The sequence below is a fragment of the Candidatus Frankia alpina genome, assembly GCF_902806485.1.
Classification (GTDB): Bacteria; Actinomycetota; Actinomycetes; order Frankiales; family Frankiaceae; genus Frankia; species Frankia alpina.
Genome location: NZ_CADCWT010000117.1, coordinates 1 through 14529, shown reverse-complemented (window position 1 = coordinate 14529; position 14529 = coordinate 1). Strand labels below are relative to the sequence as shown.

The window sequence follows — 14529 nt, the reverse complement described above, 5'->3', positions numbered from 1 at the left end:
GACAAGCGGGACGGTGATCCGTGCTTCGTCGGTGGTGCCGTCGGAGTGGGCGTGGTCGGCGCGGGCGTCGGTGCCGGCGTCGGTGCGGGTGCCGCGGCGCCCGCCGGCGGAGCGCTGCCCTTCACCGGAGTCGAGACTGGGGCCATGGCCTCGATCGCGGTGGCCCTGCTCGGCGGCGGTGCGCTGCTGCGGGTCGCGGCTCGGCGTCGCCGGGTTGCTGGCGCCACCACCCGTACCGAGGCCTGATCGAGCTCGATAACACCAGGGAGTGCGGCCGGGGCGGGGTGCATCAACCCACCTCGGCCACACTGATGCGTGCGGTGGGTTCGCCGCTCAGCGCAGCGGGTCGAAGGGGGCCAGGTCGGCCGCGGGCGTGCCGGCGACGACGGCGTCGGCGAGCAGGCGGCCGGTGACCGGGCCCAGGGTGATGCCCCACATGCCGTGGCCGCCGGCGATGAACACCCGCGGTGACGCGCTTACGCCGATCAGCGGCAGCCCGTCCGGCGTGCAGGGGCGCGGCCCGACCCATTCGTGGGTGCGGGTGCCGAAATCGACCCCGCGCAGCAGGCCTCGGGTGGCTTCGACCACCGCGCGGGTGCGGCGCGGATCCGGCGGCGCGTCGGGACGGCGGAACTCCATCATCCCGGCGACCCGCAGGCCGTCGCCGATGGGCGTGCAGGCTACCCGGGAGGCCGGGAAGTAGATCGGCCCGCTCGGCGGCTGTTCGGTCGTGACGTGGAAGCTGTAGCCGCGGCCGGCCTGCACGGGCAGGCGGACCCCGAAGGGCCGGGCCAGCCGGGGTAGCCAGGCGCCGGTGGCGAGGACAGCGGCGTCGAACGCGCCCGCGGTCCGGGCCGGGTCGACCACCTCGACCCGGTCGCCGACCTCCCGCACGCCCGCGACGGTCGTCGTCTCGTGGACCACGCCGCCCCTGGCCCGCACGCTGTCGGCGAGGGCCGCGACGAACCGCCCCGGGTCGCAGTACCGCTGCCCGTGCACGGAGGCGACGTACCGGACCTGCTCGGACAGCAGCGGTTCCAGGTCGCGGGCGGCGAGCGGGTCGAGCACCTCGGCGTCGACCGGTTGGCCGGCGGCGCGCACCTCGGCGAGCTCGACGAGCAGCGTGTCGAGGTCGGCACGGTCCCGGTAGCCGGCGAGAAAGGGCGCGGCGGCCAGCGTCGGCGCGCTCACGCCGCCCGCCGCGAGCTCGTCGAACGCCCCGAGAGCCGCCCGGGTCAGCGGTGCGAGCGCCCGCATGGCGCGCCGCCAGTGACCGTTCGTGCTGTGGCGGACGAATCCGGCGACGAAGCGGGCGAGCCCGGCGTCGGCGACCGGCGGCACGTATACTGGCGAGTCCGGCCGCAGCAGCACCCGCAGCCCATAGCGCAGCACCGCCGGCTCCGGCAACGGAGTGGCGAGGCCGGGGGTGAGCCAGCCCGCGTTGCCCCACGACGAGCCGGCGCCGGCCCAGGTCGGCCCGGTGGTGAGCCGGTCCCGGTCGAAGACGGTCACCCGCACGCCGCGCTCCTGCAGGAACCAGGCCACGCACAGCCCGACCATCCCGCCGCCGATCACCGCCACCTGATCGGGAACGTCCCGCGTCCGTCTGCCCACCCTCACCATGGTCCGCCGGTGGGCGCCGTAGTGCCGCGGTTCCGTCCCGTCCGCGAGTTATGCCACGATTGCCGTGATTGCCAGGCATCGCCAGATAGCTGCCACATGGCGGCGCCCCGCCGACGGGGGGTGCTGTCGACGGGGCGCGTGCCGGCTTCTTCCTGGTCCTTCCGCAGGAGTTTCGGTCTGGTTTATCCCGGTGGAAGGACCAGGAAGTCGGGCGGGTGGCGTGGCGCGGGCTACTTGCGGCCGAGGGAGGCGCGGAGGTACTCGCGGTTGAGGGTCGCGATGCTGTCCATCGGGATGCCCTTCGGGCAGGCGTTGGTGCACTCGCCGGTGTTGGTGCAGCCGCCGAAGCCCTCGGCGTCCATCGCCTCGACCAGGTTGAGCACGCGGCTCGCCCGCTCCGGCGCGCCCTGCGGCAGGCTGTTGAGGTGCGCCACCTTCGCCGAGGTGAACAGCATCGCCGAGCCGTTGGGGCAGGCGGCGACGCAGGCCCCGCAGCCGATGCAGGTGGCGTTGTCGAACGCCGTGTCCGCGATCGGCTTCGGCACCGGCGTGGAGTGCGCCTCGGGGGCGCTGCCCGTCGGCGCGCTGATGTACCCGCCGGCCTGGATGATCCGGTCGAGGCCCGACCGGTCCACCATCAGGTCCTTGAGCACGCCGAACGCAACCGAGCGCCAGGGCTCGATGTCGATCACGTCGCCGTCGGAGAACGAGCGCACGTGCAGCTGGCACGTGGTGGTCAGGGCCCGCGGCCCGTGCGCCTGGCCATTGATGACCACACCGCAGGAGCCGCAGATGCCCTCGCGACAGTCGTGGTCGAAGGTGACCGGGTCCTCGCCCTCCAGGGTGAGCCGCTCGTTGAGCACGTCGAGCAGCTCCAGGAAGGACATGTCCGGGTTCGCGTCGGGCACCTCGTAGGCCACCATGCGGCCGGGTTCGGCCGGGCCGGCCTGGCGCCAGATCCGCAGGGTGAGCTTCACGGTCGGCTCCTTGCGCTGTCTGCGCTGTCGTGGTTCTCCGGGAGCGTGCGGGTCATGGGGTGCGCGTTGGTCGTTCGTGTTCCGTCGATCATGGTTTTTTGGATCATGGTTGTCCGACCCCGCCTCACGCGTAGTTGCGCTGGGCGAGGTGGACGTAGTCGAACTCGAGCGGCTCGCGGTGCAGGACCGGGGTGCCTCCGGTGCCGCCGAACTCCCAGGCGGCGGCGTAGGCGAACCGGTCGTCGTCGCGGCGGGCCTCCCCGTCCGGGGTCTGGCTCTCGACCCGGAAGTGACCGCCGCAGGACTCCTCGCGGTGCAGCGCGTCGACGCACAGCAGCTCGCCGAGCTCCAGGAAGTCCGACACCCGGTTGGCCCGCTCGAGGCTCTGGTTCAGGCTGGTGCCGCTGCCGGGCACCTTCACCGAACGCCAGAACTCCTCGCGCAGCTCGGGCAGGCGGCCGAGCGCCTTGCGCAGGCCGTCCTCGGTGCGCGCCATCCCGCACTCGTTCCAGAGGATCTCGCCGAGCTCGCGGTGGAACGAGTCGACGGTGCGCTCGCCGTCGATCGACAGCAGCCGGTCGAGGCGGCCCGTCGCCTCGGCGACCGTCGCGGTCACCTCCGGGTGGCTGGCGTCGACCTTGTCGAGCTTGGTGGAGGCGATGTAGTTGCCGAGCATCGGCGGCAGCACGAAGTAGCCGTCGGCCAGGCCCTGCATCAGCGCGCTCGCGCCGAGCCGGTTGGCGCCGTGGTCGGAGAAGTTCGCCTCACCGACGACGAAACAGCCCGGGATGGTGCTCTGCAGGTCGTAGTCCACCCACAGGCCACCCATCGTGTAGTGGATGGCGGGGTAGATCCGCATCGGGATCTTGTACGGGTCCTCGCCGGTGATCCGGTCGTACATCTCGAACAGGTTGCCGTACTTCTCGCGGACGGCGGCCTCGCCCATCCGCTTGATTGCGTCGGCGAAGTCGAGGTAGACGCCCAGGCCGCCGGGGCCGACCCCGCGGCCCAGGTCGCACTGGTTCTTCGCCGCACGCGAGGCGATGTCGCGGGGGACCAGGTTGCCGAAGCCGGGGTAGATGCGCTCGAGGTAGTAGTCGCGATCGGCCTCGGGGATCTGGTCCGGCGAACGGGTGTCGCCCGGGTTCTTCGGCACCCAGATCCGGCCGTCGTTGCGCAGCGACTCGCTCATCAGGGTGAGCTTGGACTGGTGGTCGCCCGAACGCGGGATGCAGGTCGGGTGGATCTGCGTGTAGCACGGGTTGGCGAAGTAGGCCCCGCGCCGGTGGGCCCGCCAGATCGCGCTCGTGTTGGAGTTCTTCGCGTTCGTCGACAGGTAGAAGACGTTGCCGTACCCGCCGGTGGCGAGGACGACCGCGTCGGCCAGGTAGGTCGAGATCTCGCCGGTGATCAGGTCGCGGGCGACGATGCCGCGGGCGCGGCCGTCGATGACGATCAGGTCGAGCATCTCGGTGCGCGAGTGCATCTCCACGCCACCGGCGTCGATCTGCCGCGACAGCGCCTGGTAGGCGCCGATCAGCAGTTGCTGGCCCGTCTGGCCGCGGGCGTAGAAGGTGCGCGCGACCTGCACGCCACCGAACGACCGGGTGTCGAGCAGGCCGCCGTACTCGCGGGCGAACGGCACGCCCTGCGCCACGCACTGGTCGATGATCTGGGTCGACGTCTGCGCGAGCCGGTAGACGTTGGACTCCCGGGACCGGAAGTCGCCGCCCTTGACCGTGTCGTAGAACAGCCGGTAGACCGAGTCGCCGTCGTTGCGGTAGTTCTTCGCGGCGTTGATGCCACCCTGCGCGGCGATGGAGTGCGCGCGGCGCGGCGAGTCCTGGTAGCAGAACTGGATGACGTGGTAGCCCTGCTCGGCGAGGGTGGCCCCGGCGGCTCCGCCGGCCAGGCCCGTTCCCACGACGATCACGGTGTGGCGCCGGCGGTTCGCCGGGTTGACCAGCTTGGCGTCGAAGCGGCGCTTGTCCCAGCGCTGCTCGATCGGCACGTCCGGCGCGGTGGTGTCGGCGATATCGTCGCCGAGTCTGTAGAACGACATGTCAGCCTCTTTCGTTCTCAGTCTACGAGGCCGGCGAGTACCGACACCGGAACGATCAGGAATCCCACCGTGAGAAGCACGGCGAGACCCGTCGCCACACCCTTGAAGGCGCGGTCGCGGCTCGGCCGGTTGTACCCGAGGGTTTGAGCCGCGCTCCAGAAGCCGTGCTGGATGTGCAGGCCCAGGCAGATCATGGCGGCGATGTAGATGGCCGTGACCCACCACACGCTGAAGCTCGACACGACGTTGTCGTAGGCGGCGCCGTCGACTCCGTGGCGGTTGAGCGTGAGCGTGGTGAAGTCGAGGATGTGGTAAACGATGAACAGCGCCAGGGTGATGCCGCCGTAACGCATGATGTGCGTGGCGTAGCCGGCCTTGGCCCGTTGGTGGTGGGAGTATTTCGTCGGCCGGGCCTTCAGATCACGTCGGCTGAGTTGGTAGGCCGATACGGCGTGTAGCACTACCGCCACTACCAGGACGAACCGCTGGATCCACAGATACCAGCTTTCGTGCAGGACCGGATTCCCGATCGTGCGCAGCCAGTGGGCATAGTGGTCGAAGTCGGTTCGGCCGAAGAAGATCTTCAGGTTCCCGAGCATGTGGACGATCAGGAACAGCAGCATCAGCAGACCGGTGACCGCCATCACGGTCTTCTTACCGATCGTCGAACGCCAGAAGTTCAACGGGGCGAAGGAGGATCGCGCGGGGCGCGGGGGGCGTCCAGCGGGTGCCGGTCGCGTTGGGGTTGTTACAGCCACGCACGCACCCTAGAGCCGCCGCCTCGAGTGGTCCAAGACATGATAAACCTGGACTCCATAGTCGCCATCTATCGAGGTCTACGCTGGCGGGCGTGCAGCTTCACCAGCTCGCCTATTTCGTCGCCGTCGCGGAGACCCGGCATTTCACCCGGGCCGCGCAGCGGATGCATGTGGCGCAACCCTCGTTGTCCCAACAGGTCCGGTCACTCGAACAGGAGCTCGGCACACCACTGTTCAATCGCGCCCGGGGCAACATCAGCCTGACCGCGGCCGGGGAGACGCTGCTGCCGCTGGCGCGGCGCATCCTCGCGGACACGGAGACGGCCCGTCAACGGGTCACCGAGCTGCTCGACCTGCGCCACGGCACGGTTCGCCTCGGGGCCACGCCGAGCCTGTGCACCGGCTTCCTGCCCGACGTACTGCGCCTGTTCCACCAGCGCTATCCGGGCATCCGCCTGCTGGTAGAGGAGGGCGGGTCGCGTGACCTGGTCCGCGACCTGGCGGGCGGCGAGCTCGACCTCGCTCTGATCATCCTGCCGCTGCAGAGCTCCGACCCCGCCCTGGCCACCTCGCCGCTCATCCGGGAGAGCCTGGTGCTGGTCTCCTCCCTCGACGAGCCGCCGGTCGTCACCGGCCGCTCGCTGACCGTCGCCGATCTGCGCAACCATCCGCTGGTGATGTTCCGGCGCGGGTACGACCTGCGCGTCGCCACCGTGACGGCCTGCCGGGAGGTCGGCTTCGAGCCGACCTTCGCGATCGAAGGCGGGGAGATGGATGCGGTGCTCGGCTTCGTCGCGGCCGGGCTCGGCAGCGCCGTGATTCCGAGCATGGTCGCCCGCCGCCTCGGCATGCGGGTGACCCCTTTTGCGGCACCCGGGCTGCAACGCACGATCGGGCTGGCGCGGCGCCGCGACGTCGAGCCGACCCGCGCCGCCGTCGAGCTCCAGCGCACCCTGTGGGAGTACCTGCGCCACGCCGTCGCCACCGGCAGCCTCCCCGACGGCACCCGGCTGCTCGGCGATCGGCCTCCCCCCGTCCATGCCTCCGACCCCGACCCCGGCCCCGCCGCAGGGGTCGGGGCCGGGGTCGCGGCGGTGGGCCGGGAGCCGCCGGCCGGGGACAGGGAGCTCTCGGCCGTCGACGGGAAAGACGGGATAAGTTAGCCGCAGAAACGTCGATGATCCGGGAAGCCCGGCGGCCGAAAATCGACGTCGGCCGGTTTTCCGCCGATTACCGGCATCAGCGGCGGCGGTCCTGGAATTCCGGCGCAACAGGATTGCAAGGGGAGTCCGCTACTGAGAACACTCCACCTACTGAGAACATTCCGCCGGAATGATGGTCGCTGAGTGTTGGCCTAGCGGCGTCGACGGTGGGCGATGGTGGGCGACGGTCGTCCATGCTATCGTGAAAGGGGAGTCGCACTCCGTGATGGTTAGGCCGCTGTCTGAGATTATCCCCTCAATCGGCAGTAACATCCCCGCTGTCGCGACGGGCGATCGCCCACGCAGGGTAGGTGGGTGGAAGCGGCACCGCGGGTCGGATGGAATGTGCTGGCCTCGCTCCGGCGTGATGGGCGGGGACTGTCGCGCGTTCCGTGGTGCTCGGTGGGCGCGTCGTCCGCAATGACCAGTCCGAAAGGTCCAGCGGGAGATCACCCTATTCCCCCGCCCGCTGTCGCATCTCCCACAGGCGGAAAGGTATTCCGGTAGCCGAATGGTTGTTAACCTACAAATACACCGCGGATCAGGGTTTCGATTGTGTGGGGACCGCCGGGAGGGTTGCCGACCGAGCCGAGTCCATCGACCGCTCGGGCGCGGTCTGGATGACCGACGCCGTTCGCCGGGCACCGCTGTGTCACGTACGAGGGTGGTCCCAGGTCGCCCTCAGCCAGCCGATCCGGTCCCGACCAGGGCGGATCGCGACCCCCGTTGGAGGATGTATTGAGCATCGGTGAGGCCCGGCTCGATATCGCCGCCGTCAGCGCACCGGCCCGCCCGGCCGAGCAACTCCGCACCCGCTGGGTCGACCGTTTCCTGGGTTCGGACCCCGGCCTGAACCGGTTCCGGATGGCGCTGCACTGCGTCGTGACGATCGGCGCGATCCTGCTGGCCGAATGGCTGTTCGTCCGGGCCACCCACGCCCTGTAGATAGATACCCACGGTGCGCAGCTGCCCGCGGCGAAGGCGGCCGCGGTGGCGGCGGCCAACCACCAGTACCAGATCATCGCCATGATGCTGGGTGCGCTGATCGGGCTGATCTCGGTCTTCGGGGTGATGGACGCCACCGCGCGGGGCCAGCTCGTGACGATGCTCCTGCTGCCGGTCCCCATGGTCCCGATGCTCGTGCTCGGCATCAGCCTGGCCGATCACCGGATGATCTCGCTGATCGTCCTCGCCGCCAGCCTGGCGGTCGGCACCTACTGCCGGCGTTTCGGCCTGCGAGGCTTCATCGGCGGCATGGTGCTGTTCCTGGGGGTCTTCCTGGGGTTCTTCCTGGGGGCGGGCGTGTCGTTGGGCGACCTCGGCTGGCTGTGCGCCGAGCTCGGGGTGGGCTTGGCGGTGGCGATCGTCATCCGTTTCGTGCTGTTCTATCCGCACGCCGCGAAGGCCCTGCAGCGGACCCAACGCTCCTATGCCGCTCGCGCCCGCAAGGTGGCGAAGCTGGCTCTGGAACTGTTCGAGGACCCCGAACACAGCGAGCGCGAGGAGCAGCGCCTGCACCGGCAGCTGGTCCGGCTCAACGAGGCCGCCCTGATGATCGACGCCCAGCTCGGTGATCCGGCCGCGGTCGCGGACGGCTCCTCCGGCCAGCTTCTGCACCAGCGCCTGTTCGACGTCGAGCTGGCTCTGACCAACGTCGCCCGGTTCGCCCAGGCCATGGCCCGCCTCGACCTCCCCGCCGACCAGCTCGCCGAGGTCCGCGGGGCCCTGAACGGGATTCTTGATCGCGACGCCGAGGCGGCCGACGCCCACGCCCGCACCTTGATCGAGCTGCTGCGGGCGGCGGACCACGACCCCGATCCGCTGGCCGGCAACCGGGACCGGACCGCGGTCGTCGTCGTGCACCGCTTCGCCGGGTCGGTGCTCGCGCTGACCGAGGCGATGGTCCAGTGGCTTGCCCTGGGCTCGGTGAAGGCTGAGGACGGCGCGACCGCGTTCCAACCGTCGGTGATGCTGTTCGGCGGCTGGCTGCCGGGGTCCGCGGGGCCCAGCGCCGTGGCCTCGCTGGAACGGGGGGTCCGCCCCGGTGGCAGCGTCCGGCTCGCACCCCACGTCCGCGCGGCCATCCAGATGGGCGTCGCGGTCGCGGGGGCGATCGCGCTCGGCGACTTGCTGTCGGGCCGGCGGTTCTACTGGGCGGTGATCGCCGCGTTCATCACCTTCATGGGGGCGAACAACTCCGGCGAGCAGGTCCGCAAGGCGCTGTCCCGGGTGATCGGCACGCTGGCCGGCATCCTGATCGGCTCGGTGCTCGCGCACGCCGTCGGCCACGACACGGCGCTCTCACTTACGGTCATCCTCATCTCGCTGTTCCTCGGCTTCTACCTGATGCGGATCAACTACGCCTTCATGGTCGTCGGGATCACCGTGATGGTCTCCCAGCTCTACGTCCAGCTCGACGAGTTCTCCAACTCGCTGCTGCGCCTGCGGCTGGAGGAGACCGCGCTGGGCGCCGGGGTCGCCATCGCGACCGTGATGGTGGTGTTCCCGCTGCGCACCCGGCGGGTCCTGCGGATCGCCGTGCGAGGCTATGTGCAGGCGGTGGCGAACCTCGTCGAGCACGCCAGCGCCCGCCTGGTGGCCGACCCGGCCGTCGGCGACCTGGCTGCCGGCGACCCGGCGTGCGGCGAGACTGCCCTGCGGGCCGACGCCCGCGCCATCGACGCCGCTTACCAGAGCCTGGTCGCCACCGCCTTGCCGATGCGGCGCAACGTGACGGGCGGGATCTGACGAGTCCGTCGGGGAGCTCATGCGCCTGGCCAGCGCGTCGCGCAGCTACAGCCGAAACCTCGTCCACGACGTCGATCGGGCCAGCCCGCTCGACCTCGGCAGCCGGCGCGAGATCAAGGGGGCGAGCGCGACCCTGCACGAATCCCTGGACGTCATCGCCGCCGCGCTGAACGGTCCGCGCGACACGACCTACACCCGGTCATCCGCGCTGTTCGACCGGGCCGAGCGCCGCAGCGAGGAGCAGGCCGGCACCGTCCACGACGGGCAGCTCGCCATCCGCGACCTCAAGCTCATCGACGGCACCATGGCCCGCCTCGCCGAGACGATGTCCCTGCGCATCGCCGACTACGACACCGTCGGCGTTGGCTGACCCCCGTTCCGTAAGACCGGTCCCGGCCCGGCGGCATCGACCGCCGGGCCGGGACCGGTCCGCGTAAGGGGGTAGGGGTAGACCTCGGTTGGGTAAGGGGCCGCCCGCCGCGATCGGGCGGGATGCCACACAGGGCACCGCGAACCCGGGCACCGCAATCGGTCGGCGGATCGGAGTCGTCGCCGGCCGGCGTGACTAGGAGCGTTCTCATAGTTACAGCCGGCGCGCGGCTCGGTCGGTTGAACGTGTACTGACGTGTCCGTACGTGTCGATCTTCGGTACGCGGACCGCTGACCCCTGACAGTGATGCACATGAGCATTGGGATGCAATGGTTATGCCGTGCCTGCGTGGGTAAGGCTGCATTTTTCGCCGCATTTTCGGAGAATCCGTTGCGCCTCTTGTCGGGCGTCGGTATGTATAGCCCATGACAATTCGGGGGATCCTTCGCAGATCGGCGCCGCTCCTCGCCTCGGGTTCGGCGCTCGCTCCGGTCTTGACCGCGTGCGGTTCGAGCGGTAGCTCAGACGGCGCCGAACGGCATGTCCATGTCCGCCGCCAGCGCCGCGCCGGGCTCGATCGTCGTGCTCGCTCCGGGCACGCTCGCCACGGCTCTCCCGCTGGTGGACAAGGCGTTCTTGAAGGCCCATCCCGAGTCCCCGGTGTCACCGAACTTCGGTCACTCGCCGGCCCAGGTGATCCAGCTCAAGCAGGGTTCTCCCGGCGATGCGTTCCTCGCCGTGGGCGTCGAATCGATGACGCAGGCCAAGAACGCCGGTTTGCTCGCCGGCGACCCGACGGTGTTCGCCCACAACCGGTTGGAGATCGTCGTCCCGGCGGGCAACAGTAAGAAGATCACCTCGCTGGCCGACCTCGGCAAGCCCGGCGTGACGACGATTCTGGGCGACGAGTCCACGCCGGTCGGCATGTACGCGAAGCAGGCCCTGGCGAAGGCCGGGGTGACGGTGAAGCCGGCCTCGAAGGAGGAGGGCAGCCCGAGCGTGGTCCAGCGGGTGGCCACCGGGAACGCCGACGCGGGCATCGCGTTCGCCACCGACCTCAAGGGCAACTCCAAGGTCACCGGCATCGACATTCCGGACGCCGAACAGATGCCGGCGGCATACAGCGCGGCCGTGCTCAAGGGCGCGAAGCATGCGCAGGCCGCCCGCGAGTTCGTTTCGTTCCTGACGACGCCGAGCGTGCAGAACCAGCTGCGGCAGCTCGGGTTCTTGATCCCCTGAGCCCGTCCCCGCCTGCCGACCCGCCGCGGCGTCCGCGCCGTCGGTGGTCGGCAGGCCGCCTGGGCGGGTTTGGGCTGCCGCTGTGGGTCCCGCCGGCGCTGCTCGCGGTGGCGTTCCTGGTGCTGCCGCTGGCCGGGCTGCTCGCGAATGTGCCGTGGACCGACATCTCGGCCCAGTTGCGCACCCCGGACGTCCGCAACGCGCTGTACCTGTCGCTGATCTGTCCGGTCGGGGCGACCCTGCTCTCGATCGCGCTCGGGGTGCGGCTCGCCTGGCTGCTCGCCCGCGGCCGCTTTCCCGGCCGAGGCCTGGTGCGCGGGCTGGTGACCCTGCCGATGGTGCTGCCGCCGGTGGTCGGCGGGGTGGCCCTGCTGTATGCGTTCGGCCGCGGCGGGCTGGTCGGCCGGTGGGGCTACCGCGAGTTCGGGATCTCTCTTCCGTACACCACCTTCGGCGTCATGGTGGCCTCGGCGTTCGTCTCGATGCCGTTTCTGATCATGACCGTGGAGGCCGGCATCGTGCAGACGGGGGTCCGCTTCGAGGAGGCGGCGGAGACGCTCGGCGCGGGGCGGCTCATGGTGCTGCGCCGCATCACGCTGCCGATGCTCGGCCCATCGCTGATGGCGGGGGCGACCCTGTGCTGGGCTCGCGCACTGGGCGAACTCGGCGCGACGCTCACCTTCGCCGGGAACCTGTCGGGTACCACGCAGACGACGCCGCTGGCCGTGTTCATCGCGTTGCAGACCAAGCCGCAGGACGCGGTGGTGCTGAGCCTGGTGCTGTTCGTGGTGTCGCTCGCCGTCCTGCTGGTGTTGCGCGGCCGCCGGATGGTCGGCCACCAGTGACCGCCGAACGGGATGGGCGCAACGGCCGGGACGGCGGTGGATCTGACGGGTCGGCGGCCGGCGGCGAACCGGGCGCCCGGCTGGGCGTCAGCCGGGACGCGTTCACCCTGGACGCCGGGCTCGCGGTGGCGCCGGGAACGGTGGTCGCCGTCGTCGGACCGAACGGGGCGGGCAAGTCCACCGCCCTGCGCTGCCTGGCCGGGCTGACCCGCCTGCGCGCCGGCCGGATCGAACTGCGCGGCACGGTCCTCGACGACCCGTCCACGGGCGCCTTCATCGCGCCGGCGCAACGCTGCGTGGGCGTGATGTTCCAGGACTACCGGCTCTTCCCGCGGCTGTCCGTCCTGGACAACGTGGCCTTCGGCCTGCGGGCGTGGGGGCAGCGCCGGCGGGCGGCCGCGGACACCGCCGCGGCCTGGCTGGAGCGGGTCGGCCTCGGCGGATACGCCGACGCCCGGCCGGAGACCCTCTCGGGCGGCCAGGCGCAGCGAGTGGCGCTGGCCCGCGCGCTCGCGCCCCGGCCGGAGCTGCTGTTGCTCGACGAGCCCTTCGCGGCGCTGGACGCCGAGTCACGCCTGGACCTGCGCGACGATCTCGCCGACCATCTGAGCTCCTACCCCGGCTGCACGGTGCTGGTGACCCACGATCCCAACGACGCCCTCGCCCTGGCCAGCCGGATCGCCGTCCTCGACGGCGGCCGCGTGGTCGACGAGGGCCCGACCGCGGACGTGGTCGCCAGCCCGCGCTCGCGCTTCGTGGCGAGACTCGTCGGCACCAACCTGGTGACCGGACAGGTCGTCGGCGGCGTCGCCCACTTCGGTGACCTGCGCGTACCGGCCTCGGCCTGCGCCGACGGGCCGGTCCTCGGCACGGTCGCCCCGGCCGCGCTGCAGCTCAGCGTCACCGGGCCCGACGACCCACCCGGTCTCAGCGACCCACCTGGTCTCAACAGCGGGACGGGCGGGGTCTGCCGCACCGACCGGGTCCGCCGAGTCGTCCTGTACCCTGGATTCGTCCGCGTCCACCTGGCCGGCGAACCGGCGCTGATGGCCGATGTGCCGATCCACCGCGGCCTCGCGCTGGTACCGGGAACGCCGCTGCGGGTGACCATCCCACCCGGCGCGATGGTCGTCTATCCCGACAGCGCCGCCCGCCACCCGGGCTGACCGGCGCGGCGAGCTCGTCGCACGGCGGGAAATTCGCTCGGTAACGGTCGGTTGTACGTGCACTGATGTTTCCGTTCGTGTCGATCTCCGGCCATCTTCGGCTGACAGCGTTCCCTGCGGCGCCGATGGGACCGGCGCCGGAGGAGGACACGCATGGTTGTGAATCGTCGACAGTTGATGGCCGGCGCGGGGACCGCCGGCCTGGGCTTCGCGCTGGCGGGGGCGATGGAGGCCGTCTTCGCCGGGCCCGCGACCGCCGCATCGCCGAAGGCGTTCCGCGGCTACGGGGAACTCGTCGCGGACCCGAAGAAGATCATCGACCTGCCGCCGGGTTTCCGGTACACGGTCTTCTCCCGCGCCGGCAAGGACGCCCTCGACGGCGGCGGCGTGGTGCCGGGCTCGCACGACGGCATGTATGCCTTCCCCGCCGGTATCGGCCGCAGCGTGCTGGTGCGTAACCACGAGCTGTCGCCGGGCACGAGCATTCCAGCAGTGCCGCACCGCCCCGGCCTCGTCTATGACCCGGCCTGCCCCGGCGGGACGACGACCGTCACCGTCGTGGGCGACCGGCTGCTCGGCCAGGTGCCGAGCCTCGCCGGCACCTACCGCGACTGCGCCGGTGGCGGGACTCCGTGGCGGATCTGGCTGTCCTGCGAGGAGGCCGAGGCGACCCCGGCCACCGAGGCGGTGCTGACCAAGAAGCACGGCTACGTCTTCGAGGTCGACCCCTTCGGCCGGCTGCGCGACGCCGCTCCGGTGCCGCTGACCGCGCTGGGTCGTTTCCCGCACGAGGCGGTGGCGATCGACCCGCGCTCCGGCGTCGTGTATCTCACCGAGGACGGCTCCAAGCCGTACGGCCTGCTCTACCGCTTCCTGCCGCGGCGCCCGCTCGGCGGCGCGGGCAGCCTGCGGGCCGGCGGGAAGCTCCAGGCCCTGTCGGTGCCGGCCGTGCGTGACCTGTCCGCGGTGCACGACCTGCACACCACGCTGCCGGTCACCTGGGTGGACGTGCCCGACCCGGACGCGACCACGGTGTCGGTCCGGGCCCAGTTCGAGGACGCGAAGATCACCCGGGTGCCGAAGGCGGAGGGCATCTTCTGGTCCGAAGGCACGGCGTACATCGTCTCCAGTTACGCGGAGAAGTCCGCCGGCGCGGCGGCCGACCACTCCGGGCAGGTGTGGCGGTTCGACCCGAAGCGTTCCGCCCTCGAACTGGTCCTGCGCCTGGAGCCGGGCGGCCGGTTCGACGGGCCCGACAACATCACCGTCTCGCCGTTCGGCGGAATCGTGCTGTGCGAGGACGGCGACGGCGAGCAGTACCTCGTCGCCCCGTCGGCGGACGGCACCCCGTACCCGCTTGCCCGTAACGCGGGCAGCGGCAGCGAATGGGCCGGCGCCACCTTCTCCCGGGACGGCCGCTGGCTGTACGCCAATGTGCAGGTGGACGGCTTCACCGTGGCCATCACCGGACCGTGGTGGCGGGGCTGAGTGCCGCTCGCCGGTGGGTGATGCCGCTTACTGATAGGTGATGAGGTTCGG

13 protein-coding genes are annotated in these 14529 nt (G+C 71.0%); 9 read left to right on the top strand and 4 right to left on the bottom strand.

Annotation, left to right across the window (positions count from 1 at the left end; genetic code table 11):
* Window positions 1–246 (top strand): hypothetical protein (locus tag G6R25_RS13810; protein ID WP_205447109.1); only part of this gene is annotated, 246 nt, incomplete at its 5' end.
* An 87-nt stretch (window positions 247–333) separates the two neighbouring features.
* Here G6R25_RS13810 and G6R25_RS13805 read toward each other — a convergent pair.
* The 4 genes from G6R25_RS13805 to G6R25_RS13790 all read right to left on the bottom strand — a co-directional run bounded on the left by G6R25_RS13805 (window position 334) and on the right by G6R25_RS13790 (window position 5345).
* Window positions 334–1623, bottom strand: coding sequence for an NAD(P)/FAD-dependent oxidoreductase (locus tag G6R25_RS13805; RefSeq protein WP_163553295.1), 1290 nt, complete (start codon window positions 1621–1623; stop codon window positions 334–336).
* 230 nt (window positions 1624–1853) lie between these two features.
* Window positions 1854–2600 carry a succinate dehydrogenase/fumarate reductase iron-sulfur subunit gene (locus tag G6R25_RS13800; RefSeq protein WP_136447311.1) on the bottom strand — a complete coding sequence of 249 codons (747 nt, stop codon included), beginning with the start codon at window positions 2598–2600 and terminating at the stop codon, window positions 1854–1856.
* A 124-nt stretch (window positions 2601–2724) separates the two neighbouring features.
* Entirely contained in the window at window positions 2725–4662 is a 1938-nt protein-coding gene (locus tag G6R25_RS13795; protein ID WP_163553294.1) for a fumarate reductase/succinate dehydrogenase flavoprotein subunit, read from the bottom strand.
* A 17-nt stretch (window positions 4663–4679) separates the two neighbouring features.
* Window positions 4680–5345 carry a succinate dehydrogenase cytochrome b subunit gene (locus G6R25_RS13790; protein ID WP_163553293.1) on the bottom strand — a complete coding sequence of 222 codons (666 nt, stop codon included), beginning with the start codon at window positions 5343–5345 and terminating at the stop codon, window positions 4680–4682.
* 167 nt (window positions 5346–5512) lie between these two features.
* Between G6R25_RS13790 and G6R25_RS13785 the strand changes: the two genes are divergently transcribed.
* From G6R25_RS13785 to G6R25_RS13750, 8 genes are all read left to right on the top strand, one after another.
* Window positions 5513–6583: a LysR family transcriptional regulator gene (locus G6R25_RS13785; RefSeq protein ID WP_163553292.1), complete on the top strand. Its 1071-nt coding sequence runs from the start codon at window positions 5513–5515 to the stop codon at window positions 6581–6583.
* A 777-nt stretch (window positions 6584–7360) separates the two neighbouring features.
* Complete coding sequence (locus tag G6R25_RS13780) at window positions 7361–7567, top strand: hypothetical protein (RefSeq protein ID WP_136449651.1); 207 nt, start codon at window positions 7361–7363, stop codon at window positions 7565–7567.
* A gap of 45 nt (window positions 7568–7612) precedes the next feature.
* Complete coding sequence (locus G6R25_RS13775) at window positions 7613–9370, top strand: FUSC family protein (RefSeq protein WP_163553291.1); 1758 nt, start codon at window positions 7613–7615, stop codon at window positions 9368–9370.
* A 19-nt stretch (window positions 9371–9389) separates the two neighbouring features.
* Window positions 9390–9740, top strand: a complete 351-nt coding sequence (locus tag G6R25_RS13770; RefSeq protein ID WP_163553290.1) for a hypothetical protein — start codon at window positions 9390–9392, stop codon at window positions 9738–9740.
* A 546-nt stretch (window positions 9741–10286) separates the two neighbouring features.
* Window positions 10287–10979: a molybdate ABC transporter substrate-binding protein gene (gene modA, locus G6R25_RS13765; protein WP_163553289.1), complete on the top strand. Its 693-nt coding sequence runs from the start codon at window positions 10287–10289 to the stop codon at window positions 10977–10979.
* A 107-nt stretch (window positions 10980–11086) separates the two neighbouring features.
* Window positions 11087–11824 (top strand): ABC transporter permease, encoded by a 738-nt coding sequence (locus G6R25_RS13760; RefSeq protein WP_235948341.1) that lies wholly within the window; start codon window positions 11087–11089, stop codon window positions 11822–11824.
* A complete protein-coding gene (locus tag G6R25_RS13755) occupies window positions 11821–12990 on the top strand; it encodes an ABC transporter ATP-binding protein (protein ID WP_235948338.1) in 1170 nt (389 codons plus the stop codon). The genes G6R25_RS13760 and G6R25_RS13755 overlap by 4 nt, the downstream gene beginning before the upstream one ends.
* Window positions 12991–13143: 153 nt before the next feature.
* Complete coding sequence (locus G6R25_RS13750; protein ID WP_163553288.1) at window positions 13144–14478, top strand: alkaline phosphatase PhoX; 1335 nt, start codon at window positions 13144–13146, stop codon at window positions 14476–14478.
* The last annotated feature ends 51 nt before the right edge of the window (window positions 14479–14529 follow it).